Here is a 23,116-nt window from a genome sequence, read left to right as displayed (position 1 = left end):
CACCACAAACTCTCGTCGCGAGCGCGGTGCCTGAAAGTGGTGCGTCAGGCGCTCAGTGATTCATCCTGTTTATCGGCCTGAAGCTCTTCTCCGGCAAGCTGGAGTTGATACATCTGCCAGTAACGTCCTTGCGCCGCCAGAAGTTGCTGATGCGTGCCCCGCTCCACCGCCTGTCCGCGATGCAGGACCATGATGGTGTCTGCGTCAACAATCGTCGACAGGCGGTGAGCAATAACAATCAGCGTGGTCTGCTTGCGCACTGCCGCCAGCGCCAGCTGGATCGCGCGTTCCGTTCCGGAGTCGATATTGGCCGTGGCTTCGTCAAGGATCAGGATCTGCGGGGTATCAATCAGCACCCGCGCCAGCGCCAGAAGCTGTTTTTGCCCGACCGACAAATTATTCCCCTGCTCGCCCAGAGGCGTGTGGATACCGTCACTCATTCCGCGCGCCAGCTCCGCCAGCTGGACCGTCTCCAGCGCCTGCCACACCTGTTCTTCACTGATGGCCCGGCCAAGGGTGACATTGGTGAGGAATGAGTCCGCCAGCACCACCGGATCCTGCTGGACCATCGCTACGCCGTGGCGCAACGTCGTGTGACTCAGCGAGGCCAGCGGCCGCCCGTCGAGACGAATTTCTCCCTGCGTAAGCGGATAGTTACCCATCAACAGGCTGGCGAGAGTGCTTTTACCGCTGCCGGTATGCCCGACCAGCGCAATAAAGCTGCGCGAGGGGATATGCAGGCTAATATCCTGTAATACCAGCCGGTCCTGATGATAGGCAAAAGAAACATTTTCAATATCAATGGTCCCGCTGCGCAGCGGCTGGTCATCAATGCCATAGTCCTGGCGAGGACGGTCCATAAGTTCGAAAACGCGCTCGCCGGCAACCACCGCCTGCTGGAGCATTGACTGCTGGGTGGTCAGTTCAATCAGGGGTTCGTTGAGGCGTCCCAGATAGCTGATGAACGCATACAGTACCCCGACCTCAATGGTGCCGACGGAGGTAAAGCCGAACAGCATCAGTAATCCGCACAGGACCAGCGCGGAGAACAGGCTAAGCAATGGACGCAGCAAAAAGCCGTCCAGCTTCAGGGTTTGCATGCACGCCTGATAGTGCGCATAGCTGGCTTCGCGCATTCGCTCGCCAAAACGCGCCTGCTGGCGGAACTGCTGGATCACGCTCATGCCGTTGATGACTTCATTAAAGCCATCGTTGATTTCAGCAAGCCAGGCGCGTACTCGTCTGACGATCGGCGTGCTGTAGCGCTGATAAATCAGCATCACAATGATCACCGCCGGGAAGATGGTGATGGCGACCAGCGCCATCCGCCAGTCGAGGCTGAACATAGCCACCAGCATTGCGCCAACCAGCGCCGCACTTCGCAGTACCGTAGCGACGACGGTGACGTAGAGATCGCGGATCACTTCAGTATCATTCGTAACCCGTGAAATCAGCTCCCCGACGGGCTGGGTGTCGAAGGCGCTGAGCGGCTGGCGCAGCGCTGCATCCATCACATCCGTGCGTAATTGCTGGACCACGCCCACCGCTGCCCGGTTGAACAATAGCGACTGGGCATAGTGCAGCCCGGCCGCCAGCAGCTGAAGGCCAATATAGGCCGCCGCCAGGCCGCAAATCGGCCCCAGCGGCAGCGTGCGTTTTGCGACCATATTGTCGATAAAATAGCTGATCAGCAGCGGGCCGCTGACTTCCGCAATGGCCGCCCCCCACAGCATCCCGACGGCCAGCGCCAGCGGTTTACGCCAGGGCGAGCCATATTTCAGCAGACGTTTGAGTGTGGGCCATAACTGGCCAAAACTACGCATGGGTGGCCTCCTCCGGCTCGTCGTCCAGCGCCGCTTCAAGCTGCTGATAGCGGTACATATCACGATACCAGCCAGGCTGAGCGGCAAGCGTTTCGTGCTCGCCGCGCTGGCTGATATGCCCGTGCTGCATAACGATTATCTCATCCGCCTCGGTCAGGGCAGAGAGGCGATGCGCGCTGATAATCACAGTACGCCCCTCGCCCCACTGGCGAAGGTTATGCAAAATTTGATGTTCGGTGCGTCCATCGACCGCCGACAGAGCATCGTCGAGGATCAGGATCTCCGCATTGACCAATAGCGCACGCGCGATGGAAAGGCGCTGTTTTTGTCCGCCGGAGAGCATCACCCCGCGCTCGCCCACTTCCGTCTCATAGCCCTGGGGCAAACGCAGGATATCCTCGTGGACGCTGGCAAGGCGCGCCACCTGCTCAATCTCCTCCTGTGTAGCCCCCGGTTTGCCCAGCGCAATATTGCTGGCAACGGTATCGGAAAACAGGAATGGCGTCTGATTGACGATAGCCAGACGGCTGCGCCAGTTATCAATTTTCAGGTGGGGAAGCGGAATACCGTGGAAACGGATCTCACCGCTATCGACATCGAAATGCCGCTGGATCAGCGCCAGCACCGTACTTTTCCCCGCGCCGGTCGGCCCGCAAATCCCCAGCATTTTCCCCGGTTTTAGCGTGAAGTTGACATTGTTAAGCGTGGGGTGCGCCGCATGCGGCCAGCGGAACTCTGCGACGGCCACCTCGAGCGTACCGCGCTCCGGTGGCAGGGTTTGCGTACCGTCGTTGACCACTGGCGCTTCAGAGAGCATCGCGCGAATACGACTGTAGGCGGCGCTGCCGCGCTCAACGATATTAAACATCCACGCCAGCGCCAGCATCGGCCAAATCATCAGCCCGAGATACATCACGAAACTAGTCAACTCGCCAAGGGTTAAGGTGTTGTTGATTACCATCCAGCTCCCGCCGCCAATCGCCAGCAGGTTCGCCGTGCCAATCGCAATGTAAATGGTGGGATCGAAACGCGCATCGATAAGCGCGACGCGCAGGTTCTTCGCCCCGGTATCCGCCGCATCGGCGGCAAACAGCGCCGACTGGCGATCCTCCAGACCAAAAGCTTTGATCATGCGGATGCTGGTCATGCTCTCCTGGGTGCGGTCGTTCAGCGATGAAAACGCCGCCTGCGCCAGTTTAAAACGCTCATGGAGCTGATCGCCGTTACGCTTGATCATCATCGCCATCACTGGCATCGGCACCAGCGCCAGCAACGTTAGCTGCCAGCTAATTTGCGTGGACATGACGATCAATACTGCGCAGCCCATCACCAGAGAATCGACCAGGGTTAATACTCCTTCTCCGGCGGCAAAAACCACGCGATCGACATCGTTAGTCGCACGGGCAATTAAGTCACCGGTACGGTGGCGCAGGTAAAACTCCGGATGCTGGCGGCTAAGCTGGCGGTAATAATCTTCGCGCAGTTCGATAGCAAGCTGGTAAGACGCACCGAACAGCAGCACGCGCCAGACATAGCGCAGCAGATACACCACTACCGCAATCACCGCCATCAGACCTAACCACATCAGCACTTGGGTTGAGCTATAGTGCTGCTGGGTAACGCCATCAACAATAATGCCCACCACTTTGGGCGGGATCAGCTGCAAAATAGCAATAATGATAAGCAAAGCCACGGCCCCGAGATAGCGTCGCCATTCCCGGCGGAAGTACCAGCTTAGTTGAGCAAATAATCGCACGCGATAAAATCCTGAATTCCCGATTGGCCCGGCGATAACGCCGGGAAATTAGTCGATGGGGAGCGCCGTCGTATGTTTGATTTGCTCCATCGCAAAGCTTGACGTGACGTCAGATAAGCCTGGCACGCGGCTCACCAGCCGTTTATAAAAATCATCGTAGCGTTTCATGTCGGCGACCTGCACCTGCATCAGATAGTCATACTCTCCTGCCATGCGCCAGACGCCCATCACTTCCGGCAGTTCGCTGACCACTTTCACCAGTTGGTTGTACCACTCACTGCTGTGATGCTGAGTTTTGATGAGAACGAAGGCGGTCAGCCCCAGCCCGAGTTTTTCCGCATCCAGCAGCGCCACTTTACCGAGCAGGACGTTGTCATCTTCCAGCTTTTTCAGCCGCTTCCAGCAGGGGGTGGTGGTCAGATTAACGGCATCCGCCAGCGCCTGCAAAGACAGGGTGCAGTCCTGCTGGAGCAGTGAGAGCAGTTTACGGTCAATTTTATCTAACACTGTCCTCTCCCGGAGAATAAATTTCTCTTTCAATTGTAATTTAAAGGTTAAATAGCAACAATTTTTTCCGTGCTTTTCGCTACGCTGGGCACAAAATGACAAACGGAAAATCATTATGAATCGCACCTGGGTAAATCATGCCATCAGCGAAATTAATGCTGACTATCAGCGCTCCGCCGACACGCATCTTATTCGTCTGACGCTGCCGGGATTTACCGGCATCCCACTCTATCTGAAAGATGAAAGTACGCATCCGACGGGCAGCCTGAAGCACCGTCTGGCGCGATCGCTGTTCCTTTACGGCTTGTGCAACGGCTGGATCCAGGAAGGAACGCCGATCATCGAAGCCTCTTCAGGTTCAACGGCAGTATCGGAAGCCTACTTCGCCCGCCTGCTGGGACTGCCGTTTATCGCCGTGATGCCTGCCTGCACCGCCAGACGTAAGATCGAACAAATCGAATTTTACGGGGGTCGCTGTCATTTTGTCGAAAGCGCCTGTGAGATTTATGCCGCCTCTGAAACGCTGGCGCGCGAGCTGAACGGTCATTATATGGATCAGTTCACCTTTGCCGAGCGCGCAACGGACTGGCGCGGCAATAATAATATTGCCGACAGTATTTTCCGTCAGATGCAGAATGAGCCGCATGCGGTGCCGTCGTTTATCGTGATGAGCGCCGGTACCGGCGGCACATCTGCCACTATTGGCCGCTATATACGCTGTCAAGGTTATGACACCCGCTTAGCGGTCGTCGACCCGCAGAACTCGGTATTTATGGACTACTGGCAGACCCGCGATGCCAGCCTGCGCAGCACGGTGGGGAGCAAGATTGAAGGTATTGGTCGCCCGCGCGTGGAGCCATCGTTTATCCCGGACGTGGTGGATGAGATGCTGCGCGTACCGGATGCCGCCAGCGTCGCCACCGCGCAGTGGCTGGAAACGCAGCTTGGCCGCAAAGTCGGGGCCTCCACCGGCACCAATATGTGGGGAGCACTGCAACTGGCTGCCAGAATGCGCGAGGAGGAACGCCGGGGCGCTATCGTTACGCTGCTCTGTGACAGTGGCGAACGCTATCTGGAGACCTATTACAATCCGCAGTGGGTTATGGAGAATATTGGCGATGTGACGCCGTGGAAGACGGAAATCGCGCGGATCGTTAAATAAAAAAAGCCAGACACGGAGTCTGGCTTGCTGGAAAAAATCTTGCTATTCGGGGGAATAAGGAAGATGTGGAGTATCCAGCCAGTGAGCCAAAAAATGAGAGACTGCCTGCGTCTGGCAGTGTCCTATCACCGTCAAATGGGGCAGACCATCAATAAGCTGCGGCATGGCGTTGCCCATAATCAACCCGCGCCCGACGCTGGAAAGCATTTCGCTGTCGTTCATCGCGTCGCCAAAGGCCATGCATTCCTGCATTGAAATGCCGAGATGCCGGGTGAGCGCGGTCAGTGCCGCGCCCTTATTACATCCCACCGGCAGAACCTCCAGGCAGTAGAGCGCAGAGAAACAGAGATGGGCGCGGTCGCCCAGCGCTTCCTGAAGCTGAGTTTGCAGACGGCAGAGATCATCATGCTCGCCGCAAAAACAGATTTTCGTCACCTCATCACTCGCCACGCGCTGTAAATCGCGGATCTGATAACGGAAGCCGCTGAAGGCGTGCGCCTGAAGCAGGAGCGGGACCTCTTTGTCCGTAAACCAGCCGTCGTCATTAAAAATGTGCATACTGGCATCGGTCTGCCACTTTCCGTGCAGAACGGTCTCAACCACATCGGGAGCCAGATCCTGCTGATGAAGTAGATCCCCTTCAAGAGAATGGATCCGCGTTCCGTTACCGGTGATCAGAAAGGCATCCAGCGCCAGTTCGCCAATGACATGGCGCATTTCCAGCGAGTGACGACCAGTAGCAAAGGTCAGCGTAATATCGCGATCGCGCAGGCGTTTCAGGGTCGTCAGCGTGCGATCTCCCAGACGATGGTCCGGCATCAATAGTGTGCCGTCCATATCAAATGCAGCCAGTTTGACCATGATCGTTTCCCGATAAATAAGGCGTTTGTCTTGCCCTAAAGTATCCGATGAGATATACGGAAGTAATAGTGAATAGTTAATGAATATTGTTCCGGGTTTCTTATGCGACTGCTTAACCGACTGAATCAGTATCAGCGCCTCTGGCAACCTTCTGATGGTGCGCCGCAGGAAGTTACCATTGCCGCGCTGGCCGCCCGCTGTTTTTGCAGCGATCGGCATATGCGTACGCTGTTACGCCAGGCACAGGAGGCGGGCTGGCTGCGCTGGGAAGCTCGCCCGGGAAGGGGGAAACACGGTGTACTAACGTTTTTGATTTCTCCTGTGACGCTGCGCAATGAGATGATGGAGCAGGCACTTAACAGAGGCCAGCAGCACAACGCGCTTGAACTGGCCCAGCTGGCTCCGGTTGAACTGCGGGCGCTGTTACATCCTTTTCTCGGCGGTCAATGGCAAAACAATACGCCTACCCTGCGCATTCCGTATTATCGGCCGCTTGAGCCGCTGCATCCGGGCTTTTTATCCGGCCGCGCAGAGCAGCATCTGGCGGAGCAGGTTTTCTCCGGGCTGACCCGCTTTTCCCAGGATTCAACGCAGCCACAGGGCGATCTCGCCCATCACTGGGAAGTTTCAGACGACGGGCTGTGCTGGCAATTTTATATCCGCTCAACGCTCTACTGGCACAATGGCGACGCGGTCACTACCGGGCAGCTTCAGGCGCGTTTGCAGATGCTGTTAACGCTGCCCGCCCTGCGCAGGCTATTTGCCAGCGTCAACCGCATTGAGATCACCCACGCGCAGTGCCTGACCTTCATTCTTGATCGTCCGGATTACTGGCTGGCGCACCGGCTTGCCAGTTATTGCAGTGTACTTGCCCATCCGCAGCATCCGGCGGTCGGCACCGGGCCGTTTTGCCTGAAAATCTTCGAGCCGGATCTGGTGCGGCTGGAGAATCACGATCGTTACCATCTGACGCACCCTCTGCTGAAGGCTATTGAATACTGGATCACGCCGCAGCTTTTTGAACAGGATCTGGGGACCAGCTGCCGCCATCCGGTGCAAATTGCCATTGGGGATCCTGAAGAGTTGAGCCAGCTCAGGCTGGTCAGCAATAGTATCAGCCTCGGCTTTTGCTACCTGGCCCTGCGCCAGAGCAAGCGATTAACCCCGCAGCAGGCGCAGCGGGTGATCGACCTGATCCATCGCACCGCCCTGCTGCAAACGCTTCCGCTGGATGAAGGGCTGATTACCCCCAGTCATGAGCTTTTGCCCGGCTGGGCGATTCCGGAAGGTTCGGCACAGAACGACACGCCGCTGCCATCAACCTTAACGCTGCTTTACCATCTTCCCGTTGAACTACATACCATGGCGCAACAGCTTAAAGCCGCGATGGCAGCACAGGGTTGTCAGTTGACGCTGATTTTTTATGATGCGAAAAACTGGGAGGGATGCGCCGACCTGACGCGTGCAGACATCATTATGGGCGACAGGCTGATTGGCGAGTCGGCAGAATACACGCTTGAACAGTGGCTGCGCTGCGATCCTCTGTGGCCTGCGCTGCTCAGCGGCCAACACTTCAGCCAACTGAGAGCGACGCTGGATCGGGTACAGCAGCATCCAGACGCACCGCAGCGCTCTGCCGCACTGGAGCGGGTTTTCGCCGCCCTGATGTCGCAGGCTATTTTGACGCCGCTGTTTAATTATCACTATCGGGTCAGCGCGCCGCCGGGCGTAAACGGCATTCGTCTCAATACCCGCGGCTGGTTTGATTTTTGCTCCGCATGGCTTCCGGCTTCAATACGGTGAAGAAGCTGGTCGCCGCGGTTCGCAGACGTTACCATAGCTTTTTAAGTTTTGAGCGGGAAAAGTAATGAAACGCGCCGTTGTGGTTTTTAGCGGAGGACAAGACTCCACCACCTGCCTGATTCAGGCTTTGCATCAGTATGACGAGGTTCACTGCGTCACGTTTGATTATGGCCAGCGTCATCGGGCAGAAATTGATGTGGCACGCGAACTGGCGCTAAAGCTGGGAGCACGAGCGCATAAGGTGCTGGACGTGACGTTGCTGAATGAACTGGCGGTCAGCAGCCTGACCCGCGACAGCATTCCGGTGCCGGATTATGAACCCGACGCCGATGGCATCCCCAATACCTTTGTGCCGGGACGTAATATTTTATTTTTAACGCTGGCGGCGATTTACGCCTACCAGGTGAAAGCGGAAGCGGTGATCACCGGCGTGTGTGAGACCGACTTCTCCGGTTACCCGGACTGCCGTGATGAGTTTGTAAAGGCGCTTAATCATGCGGTAAGCCTCGGGATGGCGAAAGATATCCGCTTTGAGACGCCGCTGATGTGGCTGGACAAAGCCGAAACCTGGGCGCTGGCCGATTACTGGGGCAAGCTGGATCTGGTTCGTCGTGAAACGCTGACCTGCTATAACGGTATTAACGGCGACGGCTGTGGTCAGTGCGCCGCCTGTAATCTGCGTGCCAACGGGCTGAAACATTATCTCGCGGACTCGACGGCGGTGAAGGCGGCAATGCAGGAAAAAACCGGGCTGGCGTGAATGATGCCGGGTGTGGTTATGCAGATTGGGGGTGACGCAGCGTCGTGATGCCGGGTGGCGCTGCGCTTACCCGGCCTACAGATTGACCATGTCTTATGAATCAATCACTTGCGCCAGATCGCAGGCCCGGTAAGGCGAAGCAGCCACCGGGCATTACCGGCACGCGGCGTTAGTCCGCCTTCCCTTCTCCCGGCATCATCGCTTCAAGTTTCTCCCGCAACTCTCCCTCCAGCGCCAGCGCTTTCTGGGTTTTCAGGTCGATGCACACAAAAGTGATCAGCGCATCGGCAACGACCTGCCCTTCTGGCTCAAGCGTCACCACCTGACTTAACACGCCGCTCTTACCGTTAAGCTGCTGTAACTGGCTGGTAACGGTGAGCAAATCGCTCAACACCGCCGGGCGGCGGTAGTTGATATTGATATTGACCACCACAAAAGCGATGTTGTGCGCGGTCATCCACTGAAAACTGTCGCTGTTTTCCAGCCCGTCCCAGCGCGCCTCTTCCAGAAACTCCAGATAGCGGGCGTTGTTCACGTGCTGATAGACGTCGAGGTGAAAACCCCGAACTTTGATTTGAGTCTGCATAGCGCAATAACCTTTATTGTTGTAATAAGAGACAGAGGCCACACCACTGGTATGACCTCTTTAGTCTGGCAAAAATCTGCCGCCATGCAACTCTTCAGATGAAATTTATAGCGTCAGGTGAGTGAGGTTCCGTTCCACCAGCGAACTGCCCATTCCCGGTACCTGCTGCAAATCATCGAGCGACTTAAAGGGACCATATTCTTCACGGTAGCTGACAATCGCCTGTGCTTTCTTCAGCCCTACCCCGTTCATCGCCTGGGCCAGCTCCTCAGCCGATGCCGTATTGACGTTCACCCTGGTGCCCTCATCATCGCTGGCTTTCACCGCATCAACCGCTTTACTGTGCGCGGCTGGCTTTGCCTCAGATGCGCTTTGCGTCGCCTGGGCTTTTGCCGCAGGCTGTGCAGCCAGCCCCTGAAAGCTGATCCCGGCACAGGTCAGCGCGACGGTGATGATCGCCATTTTGATTCCACGTTTCATGCTGTTATCTCCTTGTTTGTTGACAGCAAAGTCACGATAGCGGGATACAAAACGGGAAACAAACGGCGAATGTCAGAAATGGAAAAGGCCGCGAAAGCGGCCTTTAATTATTGCAACGCGTTGCAAAATTGTGGAAGCAAGCTCGTTATTGTTGCTGCTCGACGATATCGCCGTATTTGATTTTGGCCTGTTTACGCAGATTGCTCATCAGCGCTTCAAATGCGATTTGCGCATTGTTACGGGTGATGCCCTGTACCATCGCTTTTTTCTGCTCATCTGGCATGGTGCCGGCTTTAATTTCATCCAGCGCCAGCAGTACGACGTTACCCTGCATGTCATTGGCAATGCCGTAGGACGGTTTGCCCTCAGCCGGCAGCGCCAGCGTGAACGCGGCCTGGCTTACCGGATCCTGACCCGTACGGGTCAGCGTTTTCGCTTCCCCAAAGTTCAGACCCGCAGTTTTCATCGCCTCATCGCCTTTACCCGTTTGCAGGGCAGCCAGCAGTTTCTCCGCGTCCAGCTTCGCCTGCTGCGTTGCTTTCTCACGTTTAACGTTCGCGGCCACCAGCGCTTTAACTTCAGCCAGCGGCTTAACGGCTTCGGCTTTATGCTCGCTCACGCGGATCACAAAAGCACGATCGCCATCAACGGTGATGATGTCAGAGTTACTGCCCGGTGTGCCATTCTGCCCGACCAGCGCACCGCTGAAAATCGCATCGGAGACGGGTTTAAAGTTCAGTTCTTCCGGCAGGCTGTTACGGTCAAACCAGCCGGTTTCAACCGCTTTTACGCCTGCTGCCTGCTCTGCACCCGCTAATGACTCATTGTCATTGCTGGCGGCTTCGCTGACTTTCTGTTGAAGAGCAAAATACGCATCCAGCGCTTTTTCCTGTTTCACTTTCGCGGCGATGTCATCACGCGCTTCCGCCAGCGGTTTCACTTTCGCAGGCTGAGTATCATCAAGACGGGCCACGAGGAAACCGACGGACGATTTAATGACCCCGGAGAGCTGGCCTTTTTCTTTCAGGCCCGCGTCTTTCAGTTCCGGTAGCGTACCCGCATCATCCATCCAGCCGATATCACCGCCGTTACGGGCAGAGATAATGTCGGTGGATTTTTCTTTCGCCACGGTCGCGAAATCCGCCCCTTTATTCAGCTCATCCAGTACCGCCTTCGCATCAGCTTCGGTTTTGGTCTGAATTACGCTATAGCGGTTACGCGCGGACTGGGTAAACTGATCCTGATGCTGATCGTAGTACGCCTGAATCTCTTCGTCAGACGCGTTCTGTTGCATCGATGCCGCGTCCATTTTGATGTAGCTTACGCGGAACTGCTCAGGCGAGACAAACTGACCTTTATTCTGTTCGTAGGCAGCCTGAATCTCTGCATCGCTGGCCTGCTGTTTTGCCGCCAGCGCATTCACGTCGATGGTGGCCTCACGTACTACGCGCTGCTGAGAGACCAGCGCCGCCAGTTCATCCGTTTCACCCGGCAGCATAAAATCGGTGCCAACCACGGCGTTAATCAATTGCTGAGTGAGCAGCTGATTACGCAGCGCCTGCGCGTATTGATCGGCCGTCATCCCCATACGGTTTACCAGCTCGTTATAGCGGGTGTTGTCGAACTTACCGTTGTTCTGGAAAGCCTGGGTTGAGAAAATGGCCTGTTTAACCTGATCGTCACTGATGCCGAGGCCCAGTTCACGAGCGTACTGGTCGAGTAACGCTTCATCAATCAAACGAGTCAGCACCTGCTGGCGCATCTGTTTGATGTAATTTTCATTAGACGCCAGCTCAGAGTATTGATCGCCCATCTGCTGCTGCATCCGGTTACGTTCGCTGGCAACCGCGTTTTCAAACTGCTGGCGACCAATTTCCTGGCCATTCACTTTTGCGGCGTAATTATTGTTACCGCCAATCAGGTAGCTGCTCACGCCGGTCAAAATGAACGACACGATAATGATACCGAAAATAATCTTGAGTACGAGACTGTTAGCCGCCGTACGTAAGTTGTCCATCATGGTGTAACAACGCTCCGCTGTAGATGACTTTATACGTCGCGCAGCATAGCACGAACCCTGCGCGTGAGGGGGTATTGTGACAAGAAAACGGGGCGGTTGTCAGCAGCAAAAGCAGAAATCCCTCATCACAAATAAAAAAGGCACATCAAATGATGCGCCCTCATACTGTGTCACATCCCTTACGGGAGACGATCAGTTAACTGCGTCTTTCAGCGCTTTACCCGCGCGAAAACCCGGGACTTTAGCGGCAGCGATGGTGATCTCTTTACCTGTTTGCGGGTTGCGACCAGTACGGGCAGCACGCTCTTTCACAGCAAAAGTACCAAAACCTACCAGTGCAACGTCATCTCCGGCTTGCAGAGATTCAGTGACAGAAGCAATTAAAGCATCTAACGCACGTCCAGCCGCAGCTTTAGAGATATCAGCCCCTGCAGCAATTTTGTCTATCAGTTGAGATTTATTCACTGTTCTCTTCCTCTCTTTATAATTTATATCGTACATGAATCCTTCATCGTACGACCGCGCAGCAGTTATAACAGGACTGACATGCCCTTACAACACTCGTTACCTATGACGTGCCAGACCAGCAATCTAAATTAGCTATACAAAAAAAGGCTGGCAAGTCCGAATTCACTCACCAGCCCTATTTTTATTAGCGCTCTTTGCGCAAGGTCACTATTTTGCGCTTACGACCTGCATTCCTGACGGTTCATTTTGCAATGCGAGACTCAGAACTTCCTCAATTCGCTTCACAGGATGAATCTTCAGATCGGCAATGACGTTGTCCGGGATCTCTTCCAGATCGCGTTTATTCTCGTAAGGAATAAGGACCGTTTTGATCCCGCCGCGATGCGCTGCCAGCAGTTTTTCTTTCAGCCCGCCGATTGGCAGTACCAGACCACGCAGGGTAATTTCACCGGTCATCGCGACATCGGCGCGTACCGGGTTGCCGGTTAAGCAGGACACCAGCGCGGTACACATGGCGATACCGGCGCTCGGACCATCCTTCGGCGTTGCCCCTTCCGGGACGTGAACGTGAATATCACGTTTTTCGTGGAAGTCGCCGGTAATGCCCAGCTTCTCCGCACGCGCGCGAACCACGGTCAACGCTGCCTGGATAGATTCCTGCATGACTTCACCCAGAGAACCGGTGTAGGTCAGCTTGCCTTTACCCGGCACGCAGGCTGTCTCAATGGTCAGCAGATCGCCGCCCACTTCCGTCCACGCCAGACCCGTTACCTGACCCACGCGGTTTTCGTTGTCCGCGCGGCCATAGTCAAAGCGCTGTACGCCAAGGAAATCTTTCAGGTTATCGCCGTTGATTTCGATGTGCTTAAGCGTTTTGTCGAGCAGCAGTTGTTTCACCGCTTTACGGCACAGTTTGGAGATTTCACGCTCAAGGTTACGTACGCCCGCTTCGCGGGTGTAGTAGCGAATAATGCCGATAATCGCGCTGTCATCAACGGTGATTTCGCTGCTTTTCAGTGCGTTACGCTCAATCTGCTTCGGCAGCAGGTGCTGTTTAGCAATGTTCAGCTTTTCATCTTCGGTGTAACCGGACAGACGGATCACTTCCATACGATCCAGCAGCGGAGCCGGAATATTCATGGAGTTGGAGGTCGCCACGAACATCACGTCGCTGAGATCGTAGTCCACTTCCAGATAGTGATCGCTAAACGCCACGTTCTGCTCAGGATCTAATACTTCGAGCAGCGCGGAAGCCGGATCGCCGCGCATGTCGGACGACATTTTGTCGATCTCATCAAGCAGGAACAGCGGGTTTTTAACGCCGACTTTCGCCATTTTCTGAATCAGCTTGCCTGGCATCGAACCGATATAGGTACGACGGTGACCGCGAATTTCCGCTTCGTCACGCACGCCGCCCAGCGCCATACGGATGTATTTACGCCCGGTAGCTCTGGCAATGGACTGCCCCAGCGAGGTTTTACCTACCCCCGGCGGCCCCACCAGGCACAGGATCGGCCCTTTAAGCTTGTTCATCCGGCTTTGCACCGCGAGGTACTCAAGGATACGGTCTTTAACGCGCTCCAGCCCGTAATGGTCGGTATCGAGGATTTCCTGCGCCTGACGCAGGTCTTTTTTGACCTTGCTACGCGCGTTCCACGGCACCTGCACCATCCAGTCGATATAGCCGCGAACCACGGTCGCTTCCGCTGACATCGGCGACATCATCTTCAGCTTTTGCAGTTCAGCTTCGGTTTTTTCTTTCGCCTCTTTCGGCATTTTCGCCGCGTCAATTTTACGTTTCAGCGCTTCATTTTCATCTGGCGCATCATCCATCTCGCCGAGTTCTTTCTGAATGGCTTTCATTTGCTCATTCAGATAATACTCACGCTGTGATTTTTCCATCTGCTTTTTGACGCGGTTACGAATACGTTTCTCAACCTGCAACAGGTCGATTTCGGACTCCATCATCGCCATCAGATACTCAAGACGCTCGTTAATGTCGGCCATCTCAAGTACGGATTGTTTGTCTGCCAGTTTTAATGGCATATGCGCGGCGATGGTGTCCGCCAGGCGCGCCGGATCGTCAATACTGTTCAACGAGGTCAGCACTTCCGGGGGAATTTTTTTATTCAGTTTGATATAGCCTTCAAACTGACCGATCGCGGTGCGTACCAGCACTTCCTGCTCGCGCTCGTCCATTGCTGGCGATTCCAGATACTCTGCCTTAGCAGAGAAATGCTCGCCGTCATCAGACAATGCGGTAATACGCGCTCGCTGCAACCCCTCAACCAGCACTTTTACAGTGCCATCAGGGAGTTTCAGCATTTGCAAAATAGAGGCCACGGTCCCGACGGTGAAAAGATCGTTAACACCCGGCTCATCCGTTGATGCTTCTTTCTGCGCTACCAGCATGATTTTTTTGTCATGATCCATAGCGGCTTCAAGGCAACGGATAGATTTTTCCCGCCCTACGAATAAGGGTATGACCATGTGCGGATAAACCACCACATCGCGCAACGGCAATACGGGGATTTCAATGCGTTCAGAACGCTCAGGATTCATAGAGCTCTCTCTTAGTTTAGTGTCCGCCAGGTAAACAGATAGCACTGTACTGCATGCATCTTTAACATGTGATTCAGTATATGGGGATGATTCCCCTACATTCAACGCTATGTTTAAAGGAAAAATAAAAGGGGAGATAAAATCCCCCCTTTTTGATTAACTGATTGTATGGATTGGCTAATTATTCGCCAGATGCCTGCTGTGCTTCAGAGGTACCGTAAATCAGCAGCGGTTTGGTTTGCTCGGTGATGACCGACTCGTCGATAACCACTTTTTCGACTTCTTCCTGAGACGGAAGGTCGTACATGGTATCCAGCAGCGCGGCTTCAACGATAGAGCGCAGACCACGGGCACCGGTTTTACGCGCCATCGCTTTTTTGGCGATCGCATCCAGTGCTTCATCACGGAACTCAAGCTCGACGCCTTCCAGATTAAACAGCGCCTGATACTGCTTGGTCAGCGCGTTTTTCGGCTCTTTCAGGATCTGAATCAGCGCTTCTTCGCTCAGCTCGCTCAGTGTAGCAACCACCGGCAGACGGCCGATAAATTCCGGAATCAAACCAAATTTGATCAAATCTTCCGGTTCAACCTGGGCCAGCAGTTCACCTTCGCTCGCTTTATCAGACTGCGCTTTCACCGTGGCACCAAAACCAATACCGGAGCCAGTTTCTACGCGATGCGCAATGACTTTATCCAGACCGGCAAAGGCACCGCCGCAGATAAACAGGATCTTAGAGGTGTCAACCTGTAAAAATTCCTGCTGCGGATGTTTACGTCCGCCCTGCGGTGGAACGGCAGCTACCGTACCTTCGATCAGTTTCAGCAGCGCCTGCTGTACCCCTTCCCCGGACACGTCGCGGGTAATTGATGGGTTGTCAGACTTACGGGAGATTTTGTCAATTTCATCGATATAGACGATGCCGCGCTGCGCTTTCTGAACGTCGTAGTCGCATTTCTGCAGCAGTTTCTGAATAATATTTTCGACGTCTTCACCCACATAACCGGCTTCGGTCAGGGTTGTCGCATCGGCCATGGTGAATGGAACATCCAGCAGACGCGCCAGCGTCTCTGCCAGCAGGGTTTTACCGGAACCGGTCGGGCCAATCAGCAAAATGTTACTTTTGCCCAGCTCAACGCCGTTGCTGGTATCACCATTGCGCAGGCGTTTGTAGTGGTTATAAACCGCAACCGCCAGGACTTTCTTGGCCTGCTCCTGACCGATAACATAATCGTCAAGGTGATGACGGATTTCATGCGGCGACGGCAGGGCGCTACGTTCGCGGTGCGGTGCCACTTCTTTGATCTCTTCGCGGATGATGTCGTTACATAAGTCGACACATTCGTCGCAGATATACACGGACGGTCCGGCAATCAGTTTACGCACTTCATGCTGGCTTTTGCCGCAAAAAGAGCAGTACAACAGTTTGCCCGATCCATCTTTGCGTTTATCTGTCATGAGTAAAAACCTCTTTTTAAGTTCTTTGTGCCGCACATCACGACGCAAATGCCATTCTTAAGCGCAAGCCGCTTCGCAAGCGTTGTGCCGCCGTACCTATAGTATAGCGGCACACTTACTGCCTGGGCATCAATTACGTTGGGTCAGGATAGAGTCTACCAGACCATATTCTACGGACTCAGCAGCAGACAGGAAACGATCGCGCTCGGTGTCGCGTTCGATCTGCTCAAGAGATTGACCCGTGTGGTGTGCCATAAGTTCATTCATGCGACCTTTTACTTTCAGGATCTCGCGGGCATGAATTTCGATATCTGTCGCCTGGCCCTGATAGCCGCCCAGCGGTTGGTGGATCATCACGCGTGAGTTCGGCAGACAGAAACGCTTGCCTTTCGCCCCTGCGGTCAGCAGGAAAGCACCCATGGAAGCCGCCTGTCCCATACAGATGGTGCTGACGTCCGGCTTGATAAACTGCATGGTGTCATAGATTGACATCCCGGCAGTGATGACCCCGCCTGGCGAGTTAATGTACAGATAAATATCTTTTTCCGGGTTTTCCGCTTCCAGAAAGAGCATCTGCGCCACAATCAGGTTGGCCATATGATCTTCGACCTGGCCGGTCATGAAAATGACGCGTTCCTTGAGCAGACGGGAGTAAATATCAAAAGAACGCTCACCACGTGAGGTCTGCTCAATGACCATGGGCACCAGGGCCATGTGCGGTGCAAAATTATCTCGTTCGCCACTGTATGACATTTCCGTCTCCTGGATAATAATTGAAAAAAGCGCTGTACTGATGGTTACCACGTAGACGGATTATACACTTCTTCATCCCTCAGGCTGCCCTTCGTTGGCCGCCTTTTACTAAACGCTTTAACGCTATTTCGGTATATCAGTCAGAAACTTTACGGCTGTCTCCCCGTTATGGGTACGACATCACTCTATTTCAAGCATAACAATCTTTTGCTGTTACGCTAACACTGAAATAGCGTTTTGGCACTCTTTCAGAGCATTAACGGCAGCAAAAAAAACCCGCCACCGGAAGGTGACGGGTTTTTGAACAAACATCGAACAAAAGGCGCTATAAATTACGCCTGTTGGTTCATCAGTTCGCTGAAGTTAGTGGCTTTTTCAGTCACGTTGGCTTTTGCCAGAACGGTTTCCACAGCCTGCTCTTCCAGAGCAACATTACGCATGTTGTCCATCAGCTCTTTGTTTTTGCTGTAGAACTCGATCACTTCTGACGGATCTTCGTAGGCAGATGCCATCTCTTCGATCAGACCTTTAACGCGATCTTCGTCAGCTTTCAGTTCGTTGGTACGAATGACTTCGCCCAGCAGTAAGCCAACAACCACGCGACGTTTAGCCTGCTCTTCGAACAGCTCACGCGGCAGTTCCAGCGCCTGTTTTTCGTTACCGCCAAAACGCTGTGCAGCCTGACGGCGCAGCACGTCGATTTCGCTGTCGATCAGGGCAGCAGGAACATCGATTTCGTTGGCTTTTACCAGACCTTCGATAGCCTGCGTTTTAACACGGTTACGCACCGCGCCTTTCAGCTCGCGTTCCATGTTTTTACGCACTTCAGCACGCAGACCGTCGATGGAACCGTCTTCAACGCCGAAACGTTTGATGAACTCTTCGGTCAGTTCCGGCAGCTCACGCTGTTCAACTTTTTTCAGGTTGATAACGAATTTAGCCGCTTTACCTTTCAGGTTTTCTGCGTGGTATTCTTCCGGGAAGGTCACGTCGATGGTGAACTCTTCACCCGCTTTGTGGCCTTTGATACCGTCTTCAAAGCCTGGGATCATACGACCCTGGCCCAGCGCCAGTACGAAGTCAGAGGCTTTGCCGCCTTCGAACTCTTCGCCGTCTACCGAACCGCTGAAGTCGATGGTAACGCGATCGTCTTCTTCAACTGCGCCGTCTTTATCAGACCAGGTCGCCTGCTGCTTACGCAGGGTGTCGAGCATGGTATCAACGTCAGCGTCAGTCACTTCAACAATCGGTTTTTCAACGTCGATGGTTTCCAGACCTTTCAGCTCAACTTCCGGGTAAACTTCGAATTCTACGGAGTAGGTGAAGTCTTCGCCCAGTTTGTATTCGCCCGGAACATAGTTCGGCGCACCGGCTGGATTAATTTTTTCCTGGATGATCGCATCAACAAAGTTGCGGCTCATCAGGTCGCCCAGAACGTCCTGGCGAACAGAAGCACCGTAACGCTGAGCAACGACATTCATCGGTACTTTGCCCTTACGGAAGCCGTCAATACGTACTTTCTTCGCAACGTTGACCAGCTCGCTTTTTACAGCGGTCTCGATGCTGTCAGCAGCGATTGTAATAGTCAGGCGGCGGCCAAGGCCCTGAGTGGTTTCAACTGAAACTTGCATCTTGTTACCTCAAAAAATCACAGTGCTCGGTCAACTCTACCTGGAAACATGTCTGTGTTTCACAGGACCGGGATGTTCTCTCTAATCAGAAACCCATTCCCTGCGTCAGAATCATCCCGAAGACATTCCGAAAAATAAGACGCAGCATTATAGCGGCATCACTTTTATGAGTCGAGAACGGTTATTGCGCGTGCGGCTGCACTTTTCACAATTCACGGCTAATTTTGTCTGAACGCTGTACATTTTGCGCAAAATTCAGACAAAACAAAACGGCCCGCAGGCCGTTTTCACATAATCTGTAGCAACATACTGGAAAAGTTCTTATTGATGCAACCAGGATTGCTTAAGCAATGCTGCCCGCCCCACGACAGGGTGGAGAAGCAAAGATGGTGTCCTGTAGCCCTTCCCACTCTTTATGGGTGTACGTATGCAACGCCAGGGCGTGCACAGTGGAAGACAGTTCGCTGCTCAAAGTACTGTAAATCATTCGATGGCGGCTAAGAAAACGTTCGCCGGTAAAACAGTCGCTGACCAGAACCACTTTAAAATGACTTTCTGAGCCAGCCGGTACGTTGTGGCGGTAGCTTTCATCAACCACTTCGAGGAACACGGGGGCAAACGCTGCCCTTAATTTATCTTCGATTTGTTCGCGTATCATCATGAATTTACTCCTCCGACAACGTTGAGATGTCGCCCATCCCTTTAAATCGTAGCCGCTTTTACCGTTTCCATTACATTTAGACAACAAAAATTTAGCTTTCAGCTGATTTTATCTGCCAGACGAGTAAAGTTCATGGGCTGATGCCTCTGATTTGCCACAGATATCCTTCTTTAAGATGTCAGCAGGTCAGAAAACGGACAGCATGGTGAATTTACCTGCACCAGGCACTTCCCCTAATTGTTAGCGATGTTATGATGGCGGGAATTTTCTTCTTATAAGTACACATTGCGCTGAGAACCCGAAAATGTTTAAAAAATTACTCTTTCCATTGATGGCTATGTTCATGCTGGCGGGTTGTGCCACACCGCCCACGACCATTGATGTTTCACCTAAAATTACTCTGCCGCAGCAGGATCCGAGCCTGATGGGCGTCACAGTGAGCATTAACGGCGCAGATCAGCGTCCGGATCAGGCACTGTCGAAAGTCACCCGCGACAACCAGCAAGTCACATTGACCGCATCCCGCGATCTGCGTTTCCTGTTGCAGGAAGTGCTGGAGAAACAAATGACCTCGCGTGGTTATATGATTGGGCCAAACGGTGCGGTGGATCTGCAAATTATCGTTAATCAGCTGTACGCCGATGTATCGCAGGGTAACGTGCGTTACAACATTGCCACCAAAGCGGATATCGCCATCATCGCTACCGCTGCTAACGGCAGCAAAATGACCAAAAATTACCGCGCCAGCTACTCTATTGAAGGTGCGTTCCAGGCATCGAACAAAAACATCGCTGATGCGGTTAATAATGTCCTGACTGATACCATTGCCGATATGGCGCAGGACACCACCATTCACGATTTCATCAAACAGAACGCGCATTAATTCTGTTTACTGACCCGGCGCAGGCCGGGTCAGTGCTTATCATTTATGTCCAGCCACTATTTGCAACGCTTTCGGCAGCCTAAATCTGCCATTCTGCTGATCCTGGGTTTTGCCTCAGGCTTACCGCTCGCGCTTACCTCCGGCACGCTCCAGGCGTGGATGACCGTCGAAAATATCGATCTTAAAACCATCGGCTTCTTTTCGCTGGTCGGTCAGGCGTACGTCTTTAAATTTCTGTGGTCGCCGCTGATGGACCGCTATACGCCGCCGCTATTTGGTCGGCGACGCGGCTGGCTGCTGGCAACCCAGCTTCTGTTGCTATTGTCGATTGCCGGGATGGGGTTTCTCGAACCCGGCAGCCAGCTACGCTGGATGGCAGCGCTGGCGGTGGTGATCGCCTTCTGTTCGGCATCGCAGGATATCGTTTTTGACGCGTGGAAAACGGACGTGCTGCCCGCGGAAGAACGCGGTACCGGGGCGGCAATCAGCGTTCTTGGCTACCGCCTTGGGATGCTGGTTTCCGGGGGACTGGCGTTATGGCTGGCGGACCGCTGGCTTGGCTGGCAGGGAATGTACTGGTTAATGGCGGCGCTGCTCATTCCGTGCATTATCGCCACGCTGCTGGCGCCGGAACCCGCAGACACCATCCCGGTCCCCAAAACGCTGGAGCAGGCCGTTGCCGCTCCCCTGCGTGATTTTTTCGGTCGCAATAATGCCTGGCTTATTCTGCTGCTGATTGTGCTTTATAAACTCGGCGATGCCTTTGCCATGAGTTTAACCACCACCTTTTTGATCCGCGGCGTGGGCTTTGATGCCGGTGACGTCGGGGTGGTGAATAAGACGCTGGGACTGCTGGCCACCATCATCGGCGCGCTATACGGCGGGATTTTGATGCAACGCCTGTCGCTGTTTCGCGCCCTGCTGATTTTTGGCGTACTGCAAGGGGCGTCGAACGCCGGGTACTGGCTGTTGTCGGTGACGGATAAAAATATGATCAGCATGGGTGCGGCGGTATTCTTTGAGAATCTGTGCGGCGGTATGGGGACAGCGGCGTTTGTCGCATTACTGATGACGCTGTGTAACCGCTCCTTCTCGGCCACCCAGTTTGCCCTGCTGTCGGCGCTTTCAGCCGTGGGACGCGTGTATGTTGGTCCGATTGCCGGCTGGTTTGTCGAAGCGCACGGCTGGTCTGTGTTCTACCTGTTCAGCGTGGTCGCCGCCGTGCCGGGATTATTGCTGCTGCTGGTGTGCCGTCAGACGCTGGAATATACCCGGCAACATGCGGGCTTCCTGCCGCGCATCCGCTTCCCCCGCGCCTACCGTCTGGCACTACGGCTGCTGATGCTGGGCTGCCTGTTGCTGGGTCTGTGGCTGGTTACCGTCATCATTAACGCCACCGGCGCCATCAGCATAAGCTTTGCGCCACTGCTTCTGGAGGCCGGAGCAGCAATCGCAATAGCCGGTGTCGTATGCGGCGGGATGCTGGATTATCTCGCCTTACGTCAGATATCGGTCGCAGAGCGATAAGAAAACGTTATTTGCCGTTGTAATCACCGCAGGTAATTATAACGGCAGCCTCGCATTTTTTATTTTTTAAAATATTTGTTGTTTTGTGCGTTATTGAATTCTGGAAATTATTAGCAATTTTCCAAAAAAATATTTTCCCCTAAACCGATTCAGCTGCTAGCGGTTTTATTTCCCTCCCGGTAAATGTCTTTTATTTGATATGCATTTGTTAATTATTTGTATATTTTAAGCAATGGTTATACCAATTGCCCTTTCCGCCCTTCTTTTGCGCCCGGTTTCGTTATAACACCCGCGCCACGCCTGCGCTGGTTGAAAAGTAGACATATTGCGCAACATGTGTGACATAGACGGCAGAAGACAGTAACACTTAACTGACACTGCTCCATTCATGTTTACAGTAATGTAACCTTCCCTTAAAATGACCATACTCTTTAAACGCCACCAGATCCCGTGGAATTGAGGTCGTTACATGAGACTCAGGAAATACAATAAAAGTTTGGGATGGTTGTCATTATTCGCAGGCGCTTTTTTACTCAGTGGCTGTGATTCTGCACTCCTTGACCCCAAAGGACAGATTGGACTGGAGCAACGCTCACTGATACTGACGGCTTTTGGCCTGATGATGATTGTCGTTATTCCCGCCATCTTGATGGCTGTAGGTTTTGCCTGGAAGTACCGAGCGAGCAATAAAGATGCGAAGTATAGCCCTAACTGGTCACACTCCAATAAAGTGGAAGCTGTGGTCTGGACGGTGCCGATTCTGATCATCCTGTTCCTTGCCGTACTGACATGGAAAACCACGCACTCGCTTGAACCCAGCAAGCCGCTGGTTCACGACGAGAAACCCATCACCATCGAAGTGGTTTCGATGGACTGGAAATGGTTCTTCATCTATCCGGAGCAGGGCATTGCTACCGTGAATGAAATCGCCTTCCCGGCGAACACCCCGGTCGCATTCAAAGTGACCTCTAACTCCGTGATGAACTCGTTCTTTATCCCGCGTCTGGGCAGCCAGATTTATGCGATGGCGGGCATGCAGACCAACCTGCACCTGATCGCTAATGAAGCGGGCACGTATGACGGTATCTCCGCCAGCTATAGCGGTCCAGGTTTCTCTGGCATGAAGTTTAAAGCTATCGCGACACCGGACCGCGCGGCATTCGATCAGTGGGTGGCGAAGGCAAAACAGTCTCCGAACGCCATGAGCGATATGGCAACGTTCGATAAGCTCGCTGCGCCCAGCGAATACAACAAAGTGGAGTACTTCTCCAGCGTGAAACCGGATTTGTTTAAAGATGTTGTTAACAAATTTATGGGCCACGGGAAGAGCATGGACATGACCCAACCGGAAGGCGAGCACGCTTCGCACGACGGTATGGAAGGCATGGACATGAGCCACGCGGAATCCTCTCACTAA

The 23,116-nt window shown here is 53.8% G+C and carries 19 protein-coding genes; 6 read left to right on the top strand and 13 right to left on the bottom strand.

Features of this window, described 5'->3' with window-relative positions; translation table 11 throughout:
• Positions 1-44 precede the first annotated feature (44 nt).
• From P0H77_RS06160 to P0H77_RS06150, 3 genes are read right to left on the bottom strand one after another with little or no spacing between them, the layout of a single operon-like run.
• Positions 45-1,823 carry a SmdB family multidrug efflux ABC transporter permease/ATP-binding protein gene (locus P0H77_RS06160; protein WP_276164035.1) on the bottom strand — a complete coding sequence of 593 codons (1,779 nt, stop codon included), beginning with the start codon at positions 1,821-1,823 and terminating at the stop codon, positions 45-47.
• Positions 1,816-3,579, bottom strand: coding sequence for a SmdA family multidrug ABC transporter permease/ATP-binding protein (locus P0H77_RS06155; RefSeq protein WP_276164034.1), 1,764 nt, complete (start codon positions 3,577-3,579; stop codon positions 1,816-1,818). Before P0H77_RS06155 ends, P0H77_RS06160 begins: the two co-directional genes overlap by 8 nt.
• Positions 3,580-3,627: 48 nt before the next feature.
• Positions 3,628-4,086: an Lrp/AsnC family transcriptional regulator gene (locus P0H77_RS06150; RefSeq protein WP_276164033.1), complete on the bottom strand. Its 459-nt coding sequence runs from the start codon at positions 4,084-4,086 to the stop codon at positions 3,628-3,630.
• 115 nt (positions 4,087-4,201) lie between these two features.
• Between P0H77_RS06150 and P0H77_RS06145 the strand changes: the two genes are divergently transcribed.
• Positions 4,202-5,248, top strand: coding sequence for a PLP-dependent cysteine synthase family protein (locus P0H77_RS06145; protein ID WP_276164032.1), 1,047 nt, complete (start codon positions 4,202-4,204; stop codon positions 5,246-5,248).
• 42 nt (positions 5,249-5,290) lie between these two features.
• On the opposite strand, the gene cof is transcribed toward P0H77_RS06145, so the two are convergent.
• Positions 5,291-6,109: an HMP-PP phosphatase gene (gene cof / locus P0H77_RS06140; RefSeq protein ID WP_276164031.1), complete on the bottom strand. Its 819-nt coding sequence runs from the start codon at positions 6,107-6,109 to the stop codon at positions 5,291-5,293.
• 102 nt (positions 6,110-6,211) lie between these two features.
• Between cof and P0H77_RS06135 the strand changes: the two genes are divergently transcribed.
• Positions 6,212-7,912 carry an SgrR family transcriptional regulator gene (locus P0H77_RS06135; protein WP_276164030.1) on the top strand — a complete coding sequence of 567 codons (1,701 nt, stop codon included), beginning with the start codon at positions 6,212-6,214 and terminating at the stop codon, positions 7,910-7,912.
• Positions 7,913-7,976: 64 nt separating this feature from the next.
• A complete protein-coding gene (queC, locus tag P0H77_RS06130; RefSeq protein WP_276164029.1) occupies positions 7,977-8,672 on the top strand; it encodes a 7-cyano-7-deazaguanine synthase QueC in 696 nt (231 codons plus the stop codon).
• A gap of 169 nt (positions 8,673-8,841) precedes the next feature.
• Here the strand turns inward: queC and fadM are convergent, their stop codons facing one another.
• From fadM to bolA, 9 genes are all read right to left on the bottom strand, one after another.
• On the bottom strand, positions 8,842-9,258 hold the full coding sequence (gene fadM / locus P0H77_RS06125; RefSeq protein ID WP_276164028.1) for a long-chain acyl-CoA thioesterase FadM: 417 nt from the start codon (positions 9,256-9,258) through the stop codon (positions 8,842-8,844).
• Positions 9,259-9,363: 105 nt separating this feature from the next.
• Positions 9,364-9,738: a helix-hairpin-helix domain-containing protein gene (locus P0H77_RS06120; protein WP_276164027.1), complete on the bottom strand. Its 375-nt coding sequence runs from the start codon at positions 9,736-9,738 to the stop codon at positions 9,364-9,366.
• A 145-nt stretch (positions 9,739-9,883) separates the two neighbouring features.
• On the bottom strand, positions 9,884-11,758 hold the full coding sequence (ppiD, locus tag P0H77_RS06115) for a peptidylprolyl isomerase (protein WP_276164026.1): 1,875 nt from the start codon (positions 11,756-11,758) through the stop codon (positions 9,884-9,886).
• A gap of 192 nt (positions 11,759-11,950) precedes the next feature.
• A complete protein-coding gene (gene hupB / locus P0H77_RS06110) occupies positions 11,951-12,223 on the bottom strand; it encodes a nucleoid-associated protein HU-beta (protein WP_002444653.1) in 273 nt (90 codons plus the stop codon).
• A 210-nt stretch (positions 12,224-12,433) separates the two neighbouring features.
• Positions 12,434-14,788, bottom strand: coding sequence for an endopeptidase La (gene lon / locus P0H77_RS06105; RefSeq protein ID WP_276164025.1), 2,355 nt, complete (start codon positions 14,786-14,788; stop codon positions 12,434-12,436).
• 181 nt (positions 14,789-14,969) lie between these two features.
• Positions 14,970-16,244 (bottom strand): ATP-dependent protease ATP-binding subunit ClpX, encoded by a 1,275-nt coding sequence (gene clpX / locus P0H77_RS06100; RefSeq protein ID WP_276164024.1) that lies wholly within the window; start codon positions 16,242-16,244, stop codon positions 14,970-14,972.
• Between the two features lie 129 nt (positions 16,245-16,373).
• Complete coding sequence (clpP, locus tag P0H77_RS06095; protein ID WP_276164023.1) at positions 16,374-16,997, bottom strand: ATP-dependent Clp endopeptidase proteolytic subunit ClpP; 624 nt, start codon at positions 16,995-16,997, stop codon at positions 16,374-16,376.
• A 332-nt stretch (positions 16,998-17,329) separates the two neighbouring features.
• Entirely contained in the window at positions 17,330-18,628 is a 1,299-nt protein-coding gene (gene tig / locus P0H77_RS06090) for a trigger factor (RefSeq protein ID WP_276164022.1), read from the bottom strand.
• A gap of 343 nt (positions 18,629-18,971) precedes the next feature.
• Positions 18,972-19,289: a transcriptional regulator BolA gene (bolA, locus tag P0H77_RS06085; RefSeq protein ID WP_276164021.1), complete on the bottom strand. Its 318-nt coding sequence runs from the start codon at positions 19,287-19,289 to the stop codon at positions 18,972-18,974.
• Positions 19,290-19,593: 304 nt separating this feature from the next.
• Here bolA and P0H77_RS06080 point away from each other — a divergent pair, with 304 nt between their 5' ends.
• From P0H77_RS06080 to cyoA, 3 genes are all read left to right on the top strand, one after another.
• On the top strand, positions 19,594-20,172 hold the full coding sequence (locus tag P0H77_RS06080) for a lipoprotein (protein ID WP_276164020.1): 579 nt from the start codon (positions 19,594-19,596) through the stop codon (positions 20,170-20,172).
• 45 nt (positions 20,173-20,217) lie between these two features.
• Positions 20,218-21,699: a muropeptide MFS transporter AmpG gene (ampG, locus tag P0H77_RS06075; protein WP_276164019.1), complete on the top strand. Its 1,482-nt coding sequence runs from the start codon at positions 20,218-20,220 to the stop codon at positions 21,697-21,699.
• Positions 21,700-22,168: 469 nt separating this feature from the next.
• Complete coding sequence (gene cyoA, locus P0H77_RS06070) at positions 22,169-23,116, top strand: cytochrome o ubiquinol oxidase subunit II (RefSeq protein ID WP_276164018.1); 948 nt, start codon at positions 22,169-22,171, stop codon at positions 23,114-23,116.

Source organism: Superficieibacter sp. HKU1 (assembly GCF_029319185.1).
Lineage (GTDB): Bacteria > Pseudomonadota > Gammaproteobacteria > Enterobacterales > Enterobacteriaceae > Superficieibacter.
The sequence above is the reverse complement of the archived record's forward strand: the minus strand, read 5'-3'. Positions and strand labels throughout refer to the sequence as shown.

Excerpts from the sequence above, each read along its gene's own strand:
- P0H77_RS06145 (WP_276164032.1), top strand. The coding sequence starts at position 4,202 with ATGAATCGCACCTGGGTAAATCATGCCATCAGCGAAATTAATGCTGAC.
- clpP (WP_276164023.1), bottom strand. The coding sequence starts at position 16,997 with ATGTCATACAGTGGCGAACGAGATAATTTTGCACCGCACATGGCCCTG.
- cyoA (WP_276164018.1), top strand. The coding sequence starts at position 22,169 with ATGAGACTCAGGAAATACAATAAAAGTTTGGGATGGTTGTCATTATTC.
- clpX (WP_276164024.1), bottom strand. The coding sequence starts at position 16,244 with ATGACAGATAAACGCAAAGATGGATCGGGCAAACTGTTGTACTGCTCT.
- ppiD (WP_276164026.1), bottom strand. The coding sequence starts at position 11,758 with ATGATGGACAACTTACGTACGGCGGCTAACAGTCTCGTACTCAAGATT.
- fadM (WP_276164028.1), bottom strand. The coding sequence starts at position 9,258 with ATGCAGACTCAAATCAAAGTTCGGGGTTTTCACCTCGACGTCTATCAG.
- ampG (WP_276164019.1), top strand. The coding sequence starts at position 20,218 with ATGTCCAGCCACTATTTGCAACGCTTTCGGCAGCCTAAATCTGCCATT.
- queC (WP_276164029.1), top strand. The coding sequence starts at position 7,977 with ATGAAACGCGCCGTTGTGGTTTTTAGCGGAGGACAAGACTCCACCACC.
- cof (WP_276164031.1), bottom strand. The coding sequence starts at position 6,109 with ATGGTCAAACTGGCTGCATTTGATATGGACGGCACACTATTGATGCCG.
- bolA (WP_276164021.1), bottom strand. The coding sequence starts at position 19,289 with ATGATGATACGCGAACAAATCGAAGATAAATTAAGGGCAGCGTTTGCC.
- P0H77_RS06120 (WP_276164027.1), bottom strand. The coding sequence starts at position 9,738 with ATGAAACGTGGAATCAAAATGGCGATCATCACCGTCGCGCTGACCTGT.
- P0H77_RS06135 (WP_276164030.1), top strand. The coding sequence starts at position 6,212 with ATGCGACTGCTTAACCGACTGAATCAGTATCAGCGCCTCTGGCAACCT.
- P0H77_RS06080 (WP_276164020.1), top strand. The coding sequence starts at position 19,594 with ATGTTTAAAAAATTACTCTTTCCATTGATGGCTATGTTCATGCTGGCG.
- P0H77_RS06160 (WP_276164035.1), bottom strand. The coding sequence starts at position 1,823 with ATGCGTAGTTTTGGCCAGTTATGGCCCACACTCAAACGTCTGCTGAAA.
- tig (WP_276164022.1), bottom strand. The coding sequence starts at position 18,628 with ATGCAAGTTTCAGTTGAAACCACTCAGGGCCTTGGCCGCCGCCTGACT.
- lon (WP_276164025.1), bottom strand. The coding sequence starts at position 14,788 with ATGAATCCTGAGCGTTCTGAACGCATTGAAATCCCCGTATTGCCGTTG.